This window comes from Conchiformibius kuhniae DSM 17694, assembly GCF_000428785.1.
In the GTDB taxonomy this organism is placed as follows: Bacteria; Pseudomonadota; Gammaproteobacteria; order Burkholderiales; family Neisseriaceae; genus Conchiformibius; species Conchiformibius kuhniae.
The window spans coordinates 56,678-71,506 of the sequence record NZ_AUAP01000001.1; the positions used below are offsets into that span (position 1 = coordinate 56,678).

Here is a 14,829-nt window from a genome sequence, read left to right on the forward strand (position 1 = left end):
CTTTGATTTAATGATGACACGCGCTGATGCCTGACAAACAGGCTTTCTCGTCCGCCAAAATGTTGTCCAGAGTTTCCCTGCGCCGTATCAGTTTCGCTTCGCCGCCGCACAACAGCACTTCGGCGGCGCGGGGGCGGCTGTTGTAATTGCTCGCCATCGATGCGGCATACGCGCCCGCGCCGTGCACCGCCAGCAAATCGCCCGCCTGCGCTCCAATCAGGCGGTTTTGCGCGAGAAAATCGCCCGTTTCGCACACCGGCCCGACAATATCGGCAACAAAGGCTTCGCGCTCGGCGCTGACGTTGCTGATGTGGTGGTAGGCATCGTAAAGCGCGGGGCGCAGCAGGTCGTTCATGGCGGCATCGGTGATGACGAAATCTTTGTTTTCACCGCGTTTGACATACTCCACCCGCGTCAGCAGCACGCCCGCGTTGCCCACCAAGCTGCGGCCGGGTTCCAAAATCAGTTCCAAACCGCGCCCGTCCAGCAGACGGCGCACGGCGGCGGCGTAGGCGGCGATGTCGGGTTCGGCGTCTTGTTTGGGGTCGTACACGATGCCGATGCCGCCGCCCAAGTCCAAATGTTGCAACACGATGCCTTGCGCCGCCAAGCGGTCAAGCAGTGCCAACAGCCGTTCGCACGCTTCCACCATCGGCGACAAATCAATCAGTTGCGAACCGATGTGGCAATCCATGCCCAGCACGTCCACGTGCGGCAGTTCGGCGGCGCGGCGGTAGGCGGCTTCCGCGTCCGCCATGGCGATGCCGAATTTGTTGTCTTTCAAACCGGTGGAAATATAAGGGTGGGTTTGCGCGTCCACATCGGGGTTAATCCTCAGCGACACGGGGGCGCGGCAGCCCGTTTCGGCGGCAAGGGCGTTGATGCGCTCCAATTCGGGCAGGCTTTCCACGTTGAAACATTTAATCTTGTTTTGCAAGGCGAAACGGATTTCGTCCGCGCTTTTGCCCACGCCGGAAAACACGGTTTTGGCGGGGTCGCCGCCCGCCGCCAGCACCCGCGCCAGCTCGCCGCCCGACACGATGTCAAAACCGCAGCCGCGTGCGGCAAAATGTTTCAAAATGCTCAAATTGCCGTTGGCTTTGACGGCGTAACAAATCAGGGCGCGGCTGCCTGAAAAAGCGTTGAAGTAATTATCTATCGCGGCATCAAGGGCTTGCCGGTCGTAAACGTAGAGCGGCGTGCCGAAACGCGCCGCCAAATCGGTGTAAACGGTGTTCATGGTTGGTTTTCGGGGTCGGGTTGGAGCGGGAGCGGCGCGGTTTGAATCACGCCGAAACGGTTGTCGTCATCGGCTTTGGGCAGGTACAAATCGCCTTTGTAGCCGCAGCCGCCCAGCAGCAGCGCGGTCAAAGCCGACCAAAGTTTCATTCGCGCAAACATGGGTTTCATTTCAAATAAAACGGTCGGGCGATTGTAAACCAGTTTCGCGGCTTTTGCACGGCGCGGCGGGCGGAATGGTTTTTTTACTCTAAAAAACCGCAATGCCGCCGCCATTTGCGCGTTTTTACGCCGAAAAGCCGAGATTTCGCTGGACTTTTGCCATTTTTGCGCTCAAAATCACATGATTTTTACGCCGCAACGCTTTGCTTGCGGCCGCCGATTATCTCTGCGAGGACATACCGAAATGGATTTACGCAAACTGAAAAAACTGATTGATTTGGTGGAAGAATCAGGCATTGCCGAAATTGAAGTAACCGAAGGCGAGGAAAAAGTCCGCATCACGCGCACCGTTGCCGCGCCCGCCGCCCCCGCGCACACGGTTTACGCCGCCGCGCCCGCCCCCGTTGCCGCACCTGCCGCCGCCGCGCCGTCTGCCGCACCCGTTCAGGCAGCCGCGCCTGCCGCGCCCGCCGCCCGCGATTTGTCCAACGCGCAAAAATCGCCGATGGTCGGCACGTTTTACCGTGCGCCCAGCCCGTCTTCGCCGCCGTTTGTGGAAGTCGGTCAAACGGTTAAAGCGGGCGACACGCTGTGCATTATTGAAGCGATGAAGCTGATGAACGAAATCGAGGCGGAAACTTCGGGCGTGGTCAAAGAAATTCTGGTGGAAAACGGCACACCCGTAGAATACGGCGAGCCTTTGTTTATTATTGAATAAACGGAAGGACGGCGCATCATGGCAATCCAAAATCCCGACATCCGCTTAAACGAATGGTTAAGCGAAATGTATGAAGATGATTATTATCCGAATTTTTTGGTGGATAAATGCAAAGCCGTTTTTGAAACCGTGTGCGGACGCATTGAAAGCGAACGCCCGGAAAATTTGGACGCTTTATACGCCATTACCCATGCCGCCACCGAGCAACTCAATGATTTGCAAGATGAGTTTGAGGAAAACGATAGCGAAATTGAAACAGTGGCGCGGGATTGTTTGGGCGTAACCATGTATGTGATTGCCAAAACATACGGTTTTGATGATGCGGATAGTGAAGAATTGATTGCACCGCGTGATTGGTAGCATTTCAGGCAGCCTGAAAACCGTCAAATAAAGGATTAGCACGATGAGTACGCGAAACTCCTTGGAAACGCTGGCGCGTTTCAAGCGCGAAGTGGTCGGCACAGAACATCTGCCGCGCGATTTGGAAGTATTGGCTTGGGCAACGGTTACCGACGCGGGTACGCCCTTTGATGAATTGGAATTGTCTGCCATTTTGCCGGACGAAAAAGAAGCCTTGTTAGATGAACTTGTGTTCGGGCATTCGTATTTAAGCGAAACCGAATTGGCCGACCCCGATATTCAAGCCAATATCAGCGCGATTGAACAGGTCGGGCGCATGATTACTTTTGTCGCCAAAGACGGAGACGGTAATGTGTACGGCTATTGGCACGGTCAATCAAACCGCCCGATTGAACACGCGCCCATCGTGCAATACGATACCGAAGGACAGTTTTACATCATGCCCGGCGCGTCTCTAACCGAAGCGTTTTGCGCGTCTTACTGTTTTGAGGACGATGATTTGTTTGATGATTTCAAACAGGCATTTGCCGAATTGGACGTTCGGTTTGTTTGTGATGGTTGGCAGGCGGTGTACGACAGCGAAATTACGCCGGAAGACGACCCTGCCAACCTGCATTCGGAAATTTATAACCGTGAACGGGTAAAAAGGGGTTTGCCTCCTGTTGAATGAGGTTTCAGGTAGCCTGAAACCCAAATTTTGGGAAAGAAATATGTTGAAAAAAGTCCTTATCGCCAATCGCGGCGAAATCGCCCTGCGCGTGTTACGCGCCTGCCGCGAAATGGGCATCGCCACCGTTGCCGTGCATTCCGAAGCCGACAAAGACAGCCTGCACGTCAAGCTGGCGGACGAATCCGTCTGCATCGGCCCTGCGCCCTCGCCGCAAAGTTATCTCTACATTCCCGCGCTGATTGCCGCCGCCGAAGTTACCCATGCGGACGGCATTCACCCCGGCTACGGCTTTTTGGCGGAAAACGCCAGCTTTGCCGAGCAGGTGGAGCATTCGGGCTTTGTGTTTATCGGGCCGCGCGCCGACACGATTCGTTTGATGGGCGACAAAGTGTCCGCCAAAAAAGCCATGCTTGAAGCGGGCGTGCCGTGTGTGCCCGGTTCGGACGGCGCATTGCCCGACAACCCCGATGAAATTTTGAAAATCGCTGACAAAGTCGGTTTCCCCGTGATTATCAAGGCTTCGGGCGGCGGCGGCGGACGCGGTATGCGTGTGGTTGAAAGAAAAGAAGATTTGCTCAAAGCGGTGGAAATGACCAAAGCCGAAGCTGAAGCCGCGTTCGGCAATCCGATGGTGTATATGGAACGCTTTTTGCAACGCCCGCGCCACATTGAAATTCAGGTGTTGGCAGACGAACACGGCAACGCCATTTATTTGGGCGAGCGCGATTGTTCCATGCAGCGCCGCCATCAAAAAATCATCGAGGAAGCCCCCGCGCCGTTCATCACCGAAGAAGAACGCCGCCGCATCGGCGAATCCTGCGCGGCTGCCTGCCGCCGCATCCGTTATCGCGGCGCGGGGACGTTTGAATTTTTGTATGAAGACGGCGAATTTTTCTTTATTGAAATGAACACCCGCGTGCAGGTGGAACACCCGATTACCGAGCTGGTAACGGGCGTGGACATCGTGCGCGAGCAGCTCCGTATTGCGGCGGGCATGCCGTTGGCGTACGCGCAGGACGATATCCGTTTGCAGGGTCATGCGTTTGAATGCCGCATCAATGCCGAAGACCCCTACAATTTTATCCCCAGTCCGGGCATGATTGAATCCTGCCATTTGCCGGGTGGTTTCGGCGTGCGCGTGGACAGCCACATTTACCAGGGCTACCGCATTCCGCCGAATTACGACAGCTTAATCGGCAAAATCTGCGTGCACGGCGAAGACCGCGCCCAAGCAGTTGCCAAAATGCGCGTGGCTTTGGACGAATTGGCGGTTACCGGCATCAAAACCAATGCCGCGCTGCACCGCGATTTGTTCCGCGACAAGGGTTTTGTGGACGGCGGCGTGAGCATTCATTATTTGGAGCATTGGCTGGCAGAGCGCAAAGCCCAGTTGTCCAAATAAAGCCAACGGCTTGAAGCAGCACCCGCTTCAAGCCGTTTTTTGCGCCGCCGCGCCCCTATTCGATGTTTTGCACCTGCTCGCGCATCTGCTCAATCAGCACCTTCAACTCCACCGACACCTGCGTGCACTCGCTGGCAATCGCCTTGCTGCCCAAAGTGTTGGCTTCGCGGTTGAGTTCCTGCATCAGAAAATCCAAACGCTTGCCCGCACTGCCCTTGTGTTCGGTGATGATGCGGCGCACTTCGGCAATGTGGGTACGCAAACGGCTGAATTCTTCATCAACGTCCGATTTTTGCATAAACAGGGCAAATTCCTGCTTCAAACGGTCGTCGTCCACTCCCGCCGCCGCTTCCGCCAAACGCGCCCGCACGCGGTTCATGTGGTTTTTGAGCAGGCCCGGAAACAGCGATTCCAGCGCGGTAATCAAATCGTCCATCAGTGCCAAACGCTCGAGCAGGTGCTGTTGCAATTTCAAGCCTTCGCGTTGGCGGGTGGCGACAAAATCCGCCAATGCCTGCTCCAGCAGGTCATGCACGCCCGCAATCAGGGCTTGGGCATCTTTTTCGGCACTGACCAGCACGCCCGGAAATTTCAATATTTCGGCAACGGTCAGTTTGCCCAAGCCGTCGTGTTTTTTGCGCCATTTGCGGTTCAGCTCTGCCAATTCGCCCACCAAATCGTGGTTGATGTGCAGTTGCGCGGCGTGTTCGGCAAGTGCGGACAATTGAATGCGGCATTCGATTTTGCCGCGCACAACGTGTTTGCCGATGGTTTCGCGCATGGCACTTTCCAAGTGGCGCAGGTCTTCGGGCATTTTGAACTGCACGTCCAAAAAGCGGTGATTGACGGCGCGGATTTCCAAGTCGATGCGTTTGCCCGCGTATTCGCCCGATGCGTGGGCAAAGCCGGTCATGCTTTTTACGGTCATGGTGTTTCTCTGGGTGGTTGGAAAACAGGCGCAATGGTAACAGACTTGTGCGCGGACGTGTTGCGGCAAACGAAAACGGAACGGGGTGCTTGTCCGTTCCGTTGCCGTGTTTACGCGGGCTGTGCTTCAAAACCCGAATGCCTCAACAATGCGTCAATTTGCGGTGCCCGTCCGCGAAACGCCTTAAAACTCTCCATCGCGCTGCGGCTGCCGCCCACCGCCAAAATCTCGTTCCAGAATTTCGCGCCGGTGAGCTTGGTTTCACCGCTCTCCTCAAACGCCGCGTAAGCGTCCGCGCTCAACACTTCCGCCCACGCGTAGCTGTAATAGCCCGCCGAATAGCCGCCGGCAAAAATATGGCTGAAACTGTTGGCAAAACGGTTGTATTCGGGCGGCTGCACCACCGCCACTTCGCGGCGCACTTCGTCCAACACCCGCGCCCAGTTTTTCAGGCAGCCCGCATCGGTTTCGCTGTAAATTTTCATATCAAACAGGGCAAACTCCATCTGCCGCACCAAAAACAGCCCGCGTTGGAAATTTTTCGCCGCCAACATTTTTTCAAACAAGGCTTCAGGCAGCGTTGCGCTGTCGTCCTCGTGCGCCGACATGCCGCGCAACACCCCGTATTCCCACACGAAATTTTCCATAAACTGACTGGGCAGCTCCACCGCGTCCCATTCCACGCCGTTGATGCCGCTCACGCCCAACTCGTCCACCCGCGTGAGCAAATGGTGCAAACCGTGTCCGGTTTCGTGGAACAGCGTCAAAATCTCATCGTGCGACAGGCGCGATTCCTTGCCGTTTACCGGCGGCGTGAAATTGCACACCAAATAGGCAACGGGCGTTTGGATTTGCCCCGCGCGGTGTCCGTCCGCGAAACGGCGGCGGCCGCGATAATCGTTCATCCACGCGCCGCCACGCTTGCCCTCGCGGGCGAACAGGTCAAAATACACGCCGCCGATGATGGAACCGCCCTTTTCCAACTCAAAATAACGCACGTCTTCATGCCAAACGGGTACGCGCTTTTCAATAAAGTTCACCCCGAACAAACGGTGCACCTGCGCGAACAATCCCGCCAATACCTTGCTGACGGGAAAGTATTTTTTCACTTCCTGCTCGCTGAAGGCGTATTTGGTCTCGCGCAATTTTTCACTGGCATACGCCAAATCCCACGCCTGCAAATCGGCAATGCCCAATTTTTCGGCGGCAAAGGCGCAGACTTCCGCCAAATCGCGCTCGGCAAACGGCTTGGCGCGGCGTGCCAAATCGTTCAGAAAATCCAAAACTTGTTGCGGGCTTTCCGCCATTTTCGTAACCAGCGACAATTCGGCGTAGTTTTGATAGCCCAAAAGTTGCGCCTCTTCCAGCGCGATTTCCAGGCAACGGTTGATGTTGGCGGTGTTGTCCCATTCGGGCTTGCCCAATTCGCTGGCGCGGGTGGTGTAGGCGTAATACAGTTTTTCGCGCAATTCGCGGCGGTCGGCGTGCTGCATCACCGCCAAATAGTGCGGCATTTGCAAGCCGATTTTCCAGCCGTTTTTGCCTTCGGCTTCGGCGGCGGCGCGGAACATGGCGCGGGCATCTTCAGGCAGCCCTGCCAATTCGTCTTCGTTTTCAATGTAATGCGCGAAAGCATCGGTAGCGTCCAACACGTTTTGCGCGAATTGTGCGCCCAGTTGTGCGCCCTCGCTTTGCAGTTCGGCGAAACGCGCCTGCTGTTCGGGCGGCAATTCCGCGCCGCTCAACACGAAGCCGCGCAAGTCGTGCGCCAATTTGGTTTGGCGTGCCGCGTCCAAACGTTCAAATTGCGGCGAAGCCTTGATTTCTTTAAAACGCCGGTAAAGCTCAATATCTTGTCCGATTTCGGTAAAAAAGGCGGTTACTTCGGGCATCAGTTCGTTGTAGGCGGCGCGCAGTTCGGCGGTGTCGGCCACGGCGTTCAAATGCGCCACCACGCCCCAAATGCGCCCTACGCGCTCGGTGGCATCGGTGAGCGGTTCTACGGTGTTCAGCCAGCTTGCCGCTTCCGTTTGCGCTTTGACGGCGGACACGGCGGCGCGGGCTTCGTCCATCGCCTGACGCAGGGCGGGGCGGACGTGTTCGGGGGAAATGTCGGCAAAACGCGGTTCGTCTTGCAGCTTGAGCAGGATATTGTCGGTCATGATGTTTGCGTGTTTGGTCAAAACGCGCATTATATAATTGACCCCGCTTATTTTCCAGCCAAAGCGGTACGGCGGCGGCAGCCTTGTTCCGCCTTGCCCGCACGCCCCATCAATACGGCGGCATGCCACGATTAAAAAAACAAAAACCGCTTGGTTATCGGCACATTTACCGCTAAAATAGCGTTGTTTTTCCCTAATTAACACCGAATATACGGAGTCAAACAAATGACCGCCAAAGGACAATTGTTACAAGATCCTTTCCTGAACGCTTTACGCAAGGAACACGTTCCCGTTTCCATCTATTTGGTAAACGGCATCAAACTGCAAGGGCAAGTAGAGTCTTTCGACCAATACGTTGTGTTGTTGCGCAATACATCGGTTACGCAAATGGTGTACAAACACGCCATTTCCACCATCGTTCCCGCCCGCGCCGTCAGCCTGCAACACGACGGCGGCAAGGCACACAAAGCCCCCGCACCCGCCGCCAACACACTCCAGCAAGTCGAAACCGCCGCACCGTCCGGCAATCTGCTGCCCTAAAACCAAAACCGTATCGCCACAAAACGATACGGTTTTTTTCCGCACAAACCAATCTGCCCGAAACCGCAACAAGGCTTCGGGCAGGTTTTTTTAATGCACGTCTTTCCAAAATTCTTTTTTCAGGAAATACGCCAAGGGCAGCAGCACTGCCAACAGGAACATCAGCACAATGTAGCCGATTTGTTTGCGCTGCACCTGCGCGGGCTCTGCCATATACGACATAAAGTTTACCAAGTCTTTGGCATAATTGTCGTATTCTTTGGTAATCCATTTGCCGTCTTTGGTCAGGCGCGTGTGCGTGCCCGCGCTGACGGGATACAGCTCAGGCACTTTGCCGCCGTGTCCGTCATCTTTCATAATCGGTTTGCCGTCCGCGTCCAGCTTCACTGCCTGAATGCCCTGCTGCTCCCACAAAACGTGCGGCATGGCGGCGTTCGGCAGCACGGTGTTGTTCCAACCGTTCGGACGGGTCGGGTCTTGGTAGAAGCCGCGCAAGTAGGCATAAATGTAGTCTTCGCCACGCGAGCGGGCAATCAGGGTCAAATCGGGCGGCACGGTGCCGAACCATTTTTTTGCATCGGCGGGGTTCATGTGCGCCTGCATCACATCACCGATTTTGTCGGTGGTAAACATCAGGTTTTCCTTGATTTGCTCTTCGGTCAAACCGATGTCTTTCAAGCGGTTGAAGCGCATTGCCGCCGCCGAGTGGCACGACAGGCAGTTGTTCACAAAAATTTGTGCGCCGCGCTGCAAGCTGATTTGGTCGCCGTGGTCGAGTTCCACTTTTTCGTAATTGCCGCCGCCTGCTGCTGCGGCGATGCCGATGGGGGCTGCCAAAGCGATGGCAGCAAGATATTGTTTCAATGATTGTTTCATTTTCTTCACCGCCCTATCAAATATAAACCGCAAACAGGTAGGAGCCAATCAGGGTGATGGCGACATACACAAAGAACATCAGTTTTTGTTTCGGCGTACTCATGGTAACGCGCTCGGGAACGGGTTTGTCCTTGTCCAATTTGGTGTAAAACGGCATGCCCAAGAAGAAGGCAAAATACACCACCGACAAAATTTGCGAAACCAAAGTGCGGGTATCGGTGGCGACTTTCGCACCCAAAATGCCCAAGCCGATAAAGGAAATCAGGAACAAAACCAAAGCGGTTTTGAAAATCGGGCCGCGATAACGCACGGATTTGGTCGGCGAGCGGTCGAGCCAAGGCAGCAGCGCAATCAGCACCACTGCCGCGCCCATCGCCAACACGCCCCACACCTGCGTACCGGCAAAAGACGGCACCGCGCGTAAAATGGCGTAGAACGGGGTGAAATACCATACCGGCGCAATGTGCGGCGGCGTTTTCAGGGGGTCGGCGGGGTCAAAATTGGGTTTTTCCAAGAAATAGCCGCCGCCTTCGGGCGCAAAGAACATCACGCCGCAGAAGAAAATCAAAAACACCACCACGCCCAAAATGTCTTTTACGGTGTAGTAGGGGTGGAAAGGAATGCCGTCCAAAGGAATGCCGTTGGAATCTTTGAGCTTTTTGATTTCCACGCCGTCCGGATTGTTGGAGCCGACTTCGTGCAGCGCAATCAGGTGCGCCGCCACCAAGCCCACCAATACCAAAGGCAGGGCAATCACGTGCAGGGCGAAAAAGCGGTTCAGCGTGGCATCGGATACGTTGAAGTCGCCGCGAATCCAAGTGGACAAATCAGGGCCGATAACGGGAATCGCGCCGAACAGGTTGATAATCACCTGTGCGCCCCAGAACGACATTTGTCCCCACGGCAGCAGGTAGCCCATAAAGGCTTCCGCCATCAGCGCAAGGAAAATCAGCGAGCCGAACACCCACACCAATTCGCGCGGCTTTTTGAACGAGCCGTACACCAAGCCACGAAACATGTGCAGATACACCACGATAAAGAACATGGACGCGCCGGTGGAGTGCATATAGCGGATAATCCAGCCACCCGACACGTCGCGCATGATGTATTCCACCGCCGCGAAAGCCACAGGCAGGTTTTGCGCGTTGGTGGTGCCGTCCGGCTTGAAATTCATGGTGAGGAAAATGCCGCTCACGATTTGAATCACCAGCACCAGCATCGCCAGCGAGCCGAAGAAATACCAGAAATTGAAGTTTTTGGGCGCGTAATATTCGGTTACGTGCTCTTTCATCAGTTTGGACAGGGGGAAGCGTGCGTCCACCCAATCCAGCAGGGCTTTGCCCTTGCTTGTGCCGTTGTTTTGGTTTTCCATGGTTCATGCCCCTCCGTATTATTCTTCGCCGACCAAAATCAGGTTGTCGTTCAGGTATTTGTATGGCGGAATCACCAAGTTGCTCGGTGCGGGTACGCCTTTGAACACGCGCCCTGCCAAATCAAATTTGGAGCCGTGGCAGGGGCAGAAAAAGCCGCCTTTCCAGCTTCCGCCGCCCAAATCCGCCGCGCCCACGTCGGGGCGGTAGGTGGGGGAGCAGCCCAAGTGGGTGCAGATGCCGACCGCCACCCACACGTTCGGTTTGATGGAGCGGGCGGGGTTTTTGCAGCTTTCGGGCTGCTGGTCGGCTTCGGAAGCGGGGTCGGTTAAATCGCCGTCCAGCGTGGGCAGGTCTTTGAGCTGCTCTTCGGTGCGGTTGAGTACGAAAATCGGCTTGCCGCGCCATTCGGCGGTGAGCAGTTGCCCCGGTTCGATTTTGCTGATGTCCACTTCTACCGATGCACCGGCGGCTTTCGCCTTTTCCGATGGAAACCAGCTTGCCACAAGCGGCGTCGCCACGCCCAAGGCGGCAACCCCGCCCGCACCTGCGGTGGCGAGTGTGAGAAAGCGGCGGCGTCCTTGATTGATTTCTTTATTATCCATTATTCGGTTGTCCTGACGTTTGGGGTTTGACACATGCGCCGAAAAGCGCGGACGGAAGGGCGCAAGCCCCAGCCGGTGTGATTTCGCCCGTTGCCGCACGCGGCGGAATACGGGCAAATAAACCATTAAACCCCGCGATTTTACCCGATTTCCCGCCGCGACTTAAAGCATTATTTAAATCAGGTAAAGATTTTCGGGGAAAGTTTGATTTGAAGCAGGGTTTTGCAGAATGGGCGGATTCGGACGGATTGTGGTAAGGTATCGTTCTTTTTTCCGGCGTTATTGCCCATGACACACCCGCGCACCCTGACCCTGATTGCCGCACTGGACGAACAACACTGCATCGGCGGCGGCAACGCCATGCTTTGGCATCTTCCCGAAGACTTTGCTTTTTTCAAACAATACACTTTGGGCAAGCCCGTGATTATGGGACGCAAAACGTGGCTCAGCCTGCCGCGCCGCCCCCTGCCCGGCCGCCGCAACGTGGTGCTGACCCGCCAAAGCGGTTTTGAAGCGGCGGGTGCGGAAGTGTTTGCCGATTTGCCCGCCGCGCTCGCCGCCTGTGCCGCCGCCCCCGAAACCGTGATTATCGGCGGGGCGCAGATTTACGCCCAAGCCCTGCCCCTTGCCACCGATTTGCGCCTGACCGAAGTGCGCCTGAATGTGGCGGGCGATGCGTTTTTCCCCCGATTTTCGCATGACCAATGGCAGGAAATTGCCCGCGAAAGCCGTGTTTCCGCCAACGGCACGGCGTTTGATTTCGTACATTGGCGGCGCAGGCATCGGGGCAGCGCGTAGGGCGTGCCCTGCGCCCGCCGCAGGTCAATCTGCGGGCGCAAGGTCTTCCCGCCATTCGTCATATTCGGATTCGCTTTTGATTTGATTGACGATTTCGTCAAGATGATATTCGAGAATGTCGTCCACCACCTGCGGCACTTCTTCGTTGAGCAGCATTTGCAGGTCGTAGGAAAGCGCGGCGGTTTTGCGCAGCAGCACGCGGTGGGTCAGTCCGGCAACGGCGTTGGCGATGTGGGTGTGCAAACGGCTGCGGATGCCTTCGGTGAGGGCGGTTTCCGACAGGATTTTGACGCGCTTGCCGATGGGCAGCTCGGGCAGGTGGTAGATGTGGACGGTGATGGCGGGGGTGTCCGGCACGTCTGCTTGGCTGTTTTTCAGTGTGTGCGATTGCACGGGCAGCAAAAATTCTTTGCGCTGCTCGCCGGCGAGTGCGTCTTGGGCGGCGAGCCAGTCTTCTTGAATCAGCACGGCGGTGTCGGCTTGGTCGGGGTCGAACAGTCCGTTATTGTGTTCGCCGACAAGGTGGTGCAGATAGCGCAGCCGTCCGTATTCGCGCTCTTCGGGGGTGGTTTCGCGCTCGGGCGGGGCGGGCGGCTCGGTGTCGGGGTGGTCGCGGGTTTCGGCAAGGGCTTCGGGTGATTGCAGTCCGGCAATGCGGGCGGCGAGCGAGTCGGCAGACAGCTCGTCCGTGCGTTCGGCAAGCGGTTTGACGCGCTCTTGGTCGGGCGCGGCGGCTTCGGGTTCGGGCAGGCGGAAGGCGGAAAAATCAGGCTCGGGCAAGGACGGCGCAACGGAAGCGGGGTCGTGCGCGTCTTGTTCGGGGGCGGCGGCATCTGTGGCGGTCGGGTCGGCAGACGCGCCGGCTGCTGCGGTTTCGGGTTCGCGCCAATCGTGCGGCGCGGCTTCCCAGCCGTCTTGTTCGTGCGTGTCGGGGCTGTGCTGTTCGTCTTGAAGGGTGAACACCATGTCGTCCTGTTGCGTGTTGCGCTCTTGCATATCGATGATTTTCCGTTGGTTCCCGATGTCGGTACGGGTCTGGTTGCTTGAAAAATCCCGGCGGCGGTTGCCGATTGGCGGCAGGCGGTTTTACAATGCGCCATTTTCCCTTTGCCGGAGCCGTAATGATGACCCAGTTGGAACAAAGACTCGAAGACTTGGAAGCCGCCAATGACGTTTTGCAGGCACACAACCGTGTGATGGCGGCGGTATTGCGGGGGTTGTTTCGCGCCCTGCCCGCCGATTGGGCGCAAGATGCTGCCGAATCGGTGCAGGTGGCGTTTGAAGACGAGCTTGCCCAACTGGAGTATGAAAACAGCCCGCACACCGAAACCTTTCAAGAAGCGGCAGCCGCGTTTTGGCGCAGCCGCCACTGATGCGGTGTGCGAAAGCTGACGGCAGTTTACCCCAAATCGCCCGTTTTGTGGCGGCAGCATGGCGCTGCGGGGCAAATCGTGCGGGGATTTTTGCATTTAAGGCACACTTTGCCGGCAAAATGCCGCCACGGAACCGCAGGGCTTGTGATATGATTCGCCCCGTTACGACAAAAACTTAACACCATGCAAACCGTTTATCTTTACACGGACGGCGCCTGCAAGGGCAACCCCGGACGCGGCGGCTGGGGCGCACTGCTGCGCTGCGGCGCACACGAAAAAGCCCTGTGCGGCGGCGAAGACCAAACCACCAACAACCGCATGGAGCTGACGGCGGTCATACGCGGGCTGCAAGCGCTCACCCTCCCCTGCCGCGTGCGCGTTTACACCGATTCGCAATACGTCAAAAACGGCATGGAAAGCTGGATTCACGGCTGGAAACGCAACGGCTGGCAAACGGCTGCCAAAAAGCCGGTCAAAAACGGCGATTTGTGGCAAATGCTCGATGCTTTGGCGGCACAACACGAACTTTCGTGGACGTGGGTCAAAGGTCATGCCGGAGATGCCGGCAACGAGCGTGCCGACCGCTTGGCGAATTTGGGCGCGGAACAAGCTGCCGCAAACCACACGCAAGCACAGGGCAGATAGTTGATGCGGTTTGTTGCCCATGCACAATAAACCGAGCACATCAACCACATCATCATTTACATGCGGCAGCTTTCGCGCTGCCGTCCGAAAAATTATGCACATTCACACCCATTACGACAATCTGCAACTGCCACAAACCGCCACCGATGCCGAAATCCGCCAAGCGTACCGCCGCCTGTCCAAACGCTACCACCCCGATTTGAACGCCGACCCGGACGCACACCGCATCATGCAGTTAATCAACCGCGCCTACGAAGTTTTGTCCGACCCGTCCAGCCGTGCCGAACACGACCGTTGGATACGGGCGCAATACCGCCGCCAATACGAAGTCATGCCGCAGCCGATTACCTACTACTATGCTGCCGAAGCCGCCGCGCCGCCCGCCAAGCCCGCCCTGCGCCAGACCAAACTGCTCCTGCTGCTTTCCGCCCTGACCCTGCTGCTGGCGGTATTCGCATTTTGGCTCGGCTTGGGCTGGCTGCAACGCCCGCCGCCCGCGCCTGTTGCCGCCCCGCCCAGCGCCCAACCCATTCACATCAACATCGGCGTGCAAGGCGCGGCCGCCCCCGACACCGCCCCGCCCGAACTGCCGCCCGCCCCTGCCGCCGACTACAACCGCCCCGCCGCCGCCCCCAACGGCAGCGCGTGGCCCGAAGAATCCGGCTACATCCACGGCTACCCGATTATCAGTGGCACGGGCAGCAGCACCATCTACGCCGACAACGTCCGCAACTCGTCAGACGTGTTCGCCCGACTCTACGAAAAACACAACCCGCAGCCCCTGCGCACCTTCTTCCTGCAAGAGCGCAGCGAACTGCCCCTGAACAACCTTGACACGGGTGAATACTTCATCCGCTACCAGCAACTGGACAACGGCGAATTTCTCGACAGCGAAAGCATCGCCGTCAGCGAAAACGGACAAAAAGCCACCATCTACCTGCAACGCGGCAAAGCCCCCGCCCCCAAGCTGCACGACTAAAA

Annotated in this window: 17 protein-coding genes; 9 read left to right on the plus strand and 8 right to left on the minus strand. The window is 57.1% G+C overall.

The annotated features are described in order from the left end of the window. Window positions 1-7 precede the first annotated feature (7 nt). Complete coding sequence (gene lysA, locus G392_RS0100325) at window positions 8-1,240, minus strand: diaminopimelate decarboxylase (RefSeq protein WP_027008607.1); 1,233 nt, start codon at window positions 1,238-1,240, stop codon at window positions 8-10. After that, the gene (gene lptM / locus G392_RS13450) at window positions 1,237-1,401 is read right to left on the minus strand and encodes an LPS translocon maturation chaperone LptM (RefSeq protein ID WP_376986477.1); all 165 of its coding nucleotides are present in this window, start codon (window positions 1,399-1,401) and stop codon (window positions 1,237-1,239) included. The genes lysA and lptM overlap by 4 nt, the downstream gene beginning before the upstream one ends. 244 nt (window positions 1,402-1,645) lie before the next feature. Here lptM and accB point away from each other — a divergent pair, with 244 nt between their 5' ends. From accB to accC, 4 genes are read left to right on the plus strand one after another with little or no spacing between them, the layout of a single operon-like run. Beyond that, window positions 1,646-2,119, plus strand: a complete 474-nt coding sequence (gene accB, locus G392_RS0100340; RefSeq protein WP_027008608.1) for an acetyl-CoA carboxylase biotin carboxyl carrier protein — start codon at window positions 1,646-1,648, stop codon at window positions 2,117-2,119. 18 nt (window positions 2,120-2,137) lie between these two features. Next, a complete protein-coding gene (locus tag G392_RS0100345) occupies window positions 2,138-2,479 on the plus strand; it encodes a DUF5713 family protein (protein WP_027008609.1) in 342 nt (113 codons plus the stop codon). 43 nt (window positions 2,480-2,522) lie between these two features. Further along, a complete protein-coding gene (locus G392_RS0100350) occupies window positions 2,523-3,149 on the plus strand; it encodes a hypothetical protein (RefSeq protein ID WP_156900741.1) in 627 nt (208 codons plus the stop codon). 40 nt (window positions 3,150-3,189) lie between these two features. Beyond that, window positions 3,190-4,551 (plus strand): acetyl-CoA carboxylase biotin carboxylase subunit, encoded by a 1,362-nt coding sequence (gene accC / locus G392_RS0100355; protein ID WP_027008611.1) that lies wholly within the window; start codon window positions 3,190-3,192, stop codon window positions 4,549-4,551. Between the two features lie 55 nt (window positions 4,552-4,606). Here accC and G392_RS0100360 read toward each other — a convergent pair whose 3' ends face one another. Continuing rightward, window positions 4,607-5,479 carry a YicC/YloC family endoribonuclease gene (locus G392_RS0100360; protein ID WP_027008612.1) on the minus strand — a complete coding sequence of 291 codons (873 nt, stop codon included), beginning with the start codon at window positions 5,477-5,479 and terminating at the stop codon, window positions 4,607-4,609. Between the two features lie 110 nt (window positions 5,480-5,589). Next, the gene (locus G392_RS0100365; RefSeq protein ID WP_027008613.1) at window positions 5,590-7,641 is read right to left on the minus strand and encodes a M3 family metallopeptidase; all 2,052 of its coding nucleotides are present in this window, start codon (window positions 7,639-7,641) and stop codon (window positions 5,590-5,592) included. A 225-nt stretch (window positions 7,642-7,866) separates the two neighbouring features. Here G392_RS0100365 and hfq point away from each other — a divergent pair, with 225 nt between their 5' ends. Continuing rightward, entirely contained in the window at window positions 7,867-8,181 is a 315-nt protein-coding gene (hfq, locus tag G392_RS0100370) for an RNA chaperone Hfq (protein WP_027008614.1), read from the plus strand. A gap of 90 nt (window positions 8,182-8,271) precedes the next feature. Here hfq and G392_RS0100375 read toward each other — a convergent pair whose 3' ends face one another. The 3 genes from G392_RS0100375 to petA are packed head-to-tail and all read right to left on the minus strand — an operon-like array spanning window position 8,272 to window position 11,032. Continuing rightward, window positions 8,272-9,057, minus strand: a complete 786-nt coding sequence (locus G392_RS0100375; protein ID WP_027008615.1) for a cytochrome c1 — start codon at window positions 9,055-9,057, stop codon at window positions 8,272-8,274. A 16-nt stretch (window positions 9,058-9,073) separates the two neighbouring features. Next, window positions 9,074-10,429, minus strand: a complete 1,356-nt coding sequence (locus G392_RS0100380) for a cytochrome b (RefSeq protein ID WP_027008616.1) — start codon at window positions 10,427-10,429, stop codon at window positions 9,074-9,076. Between the two features lie 18 nt (window positions 10,430-10,447). Next, window positions 10,448-11,032, minus strand: a complete 585-nt coding sequence (gene petA / locus G392_RS0100385) for a ubiquinol-cytochrome c reductase iron-sulfur subunit (RefSeq protein ID WP_027008617.1) — start codon at window positions 11,030-11,032, stop codon at window positions 10,448-10,450. Window positions 11,033-11,320: 288 nt separating this feature from the next. On the opposite strand from petA, the gene G392_RS0100390 reads away from it, so the two are divergent. Next, window positions 11,321-11,830: a dihydrofolate reductase gene (locus G392_RS0100390; protein WP_034334095.1), complete on the plus strand. Its 510-nt coding sequence runs from the start codon at window positions 11,321-11,323 to the stop codon at window positions 11,828-11,830. Between the two features lie 24 nt (window positions 11,831-11,854). Here the strand turns inward: G392_RS0100390 and G392_RS12930 are convergent, their stop codons facing one another. Further along, window positions 11,855-12,826, minus strand: coding sequence for a hypothetical protein (locus G392_RS12930; protein ID WP_051255489.1), 972 nt, complete (start codon window positions 12,824-12,826; stop codon window positions 11,855-11,857). A gap of 128 nt (window positions 12,827-12,954) precedes the next feature. Between G392_RS12930 and G392_RS0100400 the strand changes: the two genes are divergently transcribed. The 3 genes from G392_RS0100400 to G392_RS0100410 all read left to right on the plus strand — a co-directional run bounded on the left by G392_RS0100400 (window position 12,955) and on the right by G392_RS0100410 (window position 14,827). Further along, window positions 12,955-13,203, plus strand: coding sequence for an NGO1151 family protein (locus tag G392_RS0100400; RefSeq protein WP_027008619.1), 249 nt, complete (start codon window positions 12,955-12,957; stop codon window positions 13,201-13,203). A 183-nt stretch (window positions 13,204-13,386) separates the two neighbouring features. Beyond that, window positions 13,387-13,848, plus strand: coding sequence for a ribonuclease HI (rnhA, locus tag G392_RS0100405; RefSeq protein WP_027008620.1), 462 nt, complete (start codon window positions 13,387-13,389; stop codon window positions 13,846-13,848). Window positions 13,849-13,942: 94 nt separating this feature from the next. Beyond that, window positions 13,943-14,827, plus strand: a complete 885-nt coding sequence (locus G392_RS0100410; protein ID WP_027008621.1) for a J domain-containing protein — start codon at window positions 13,943-13,945, stop codon at window positions 14,825-14,827. Window positions 14,828-14,829 lie beyond the last annotated feature (2 nt).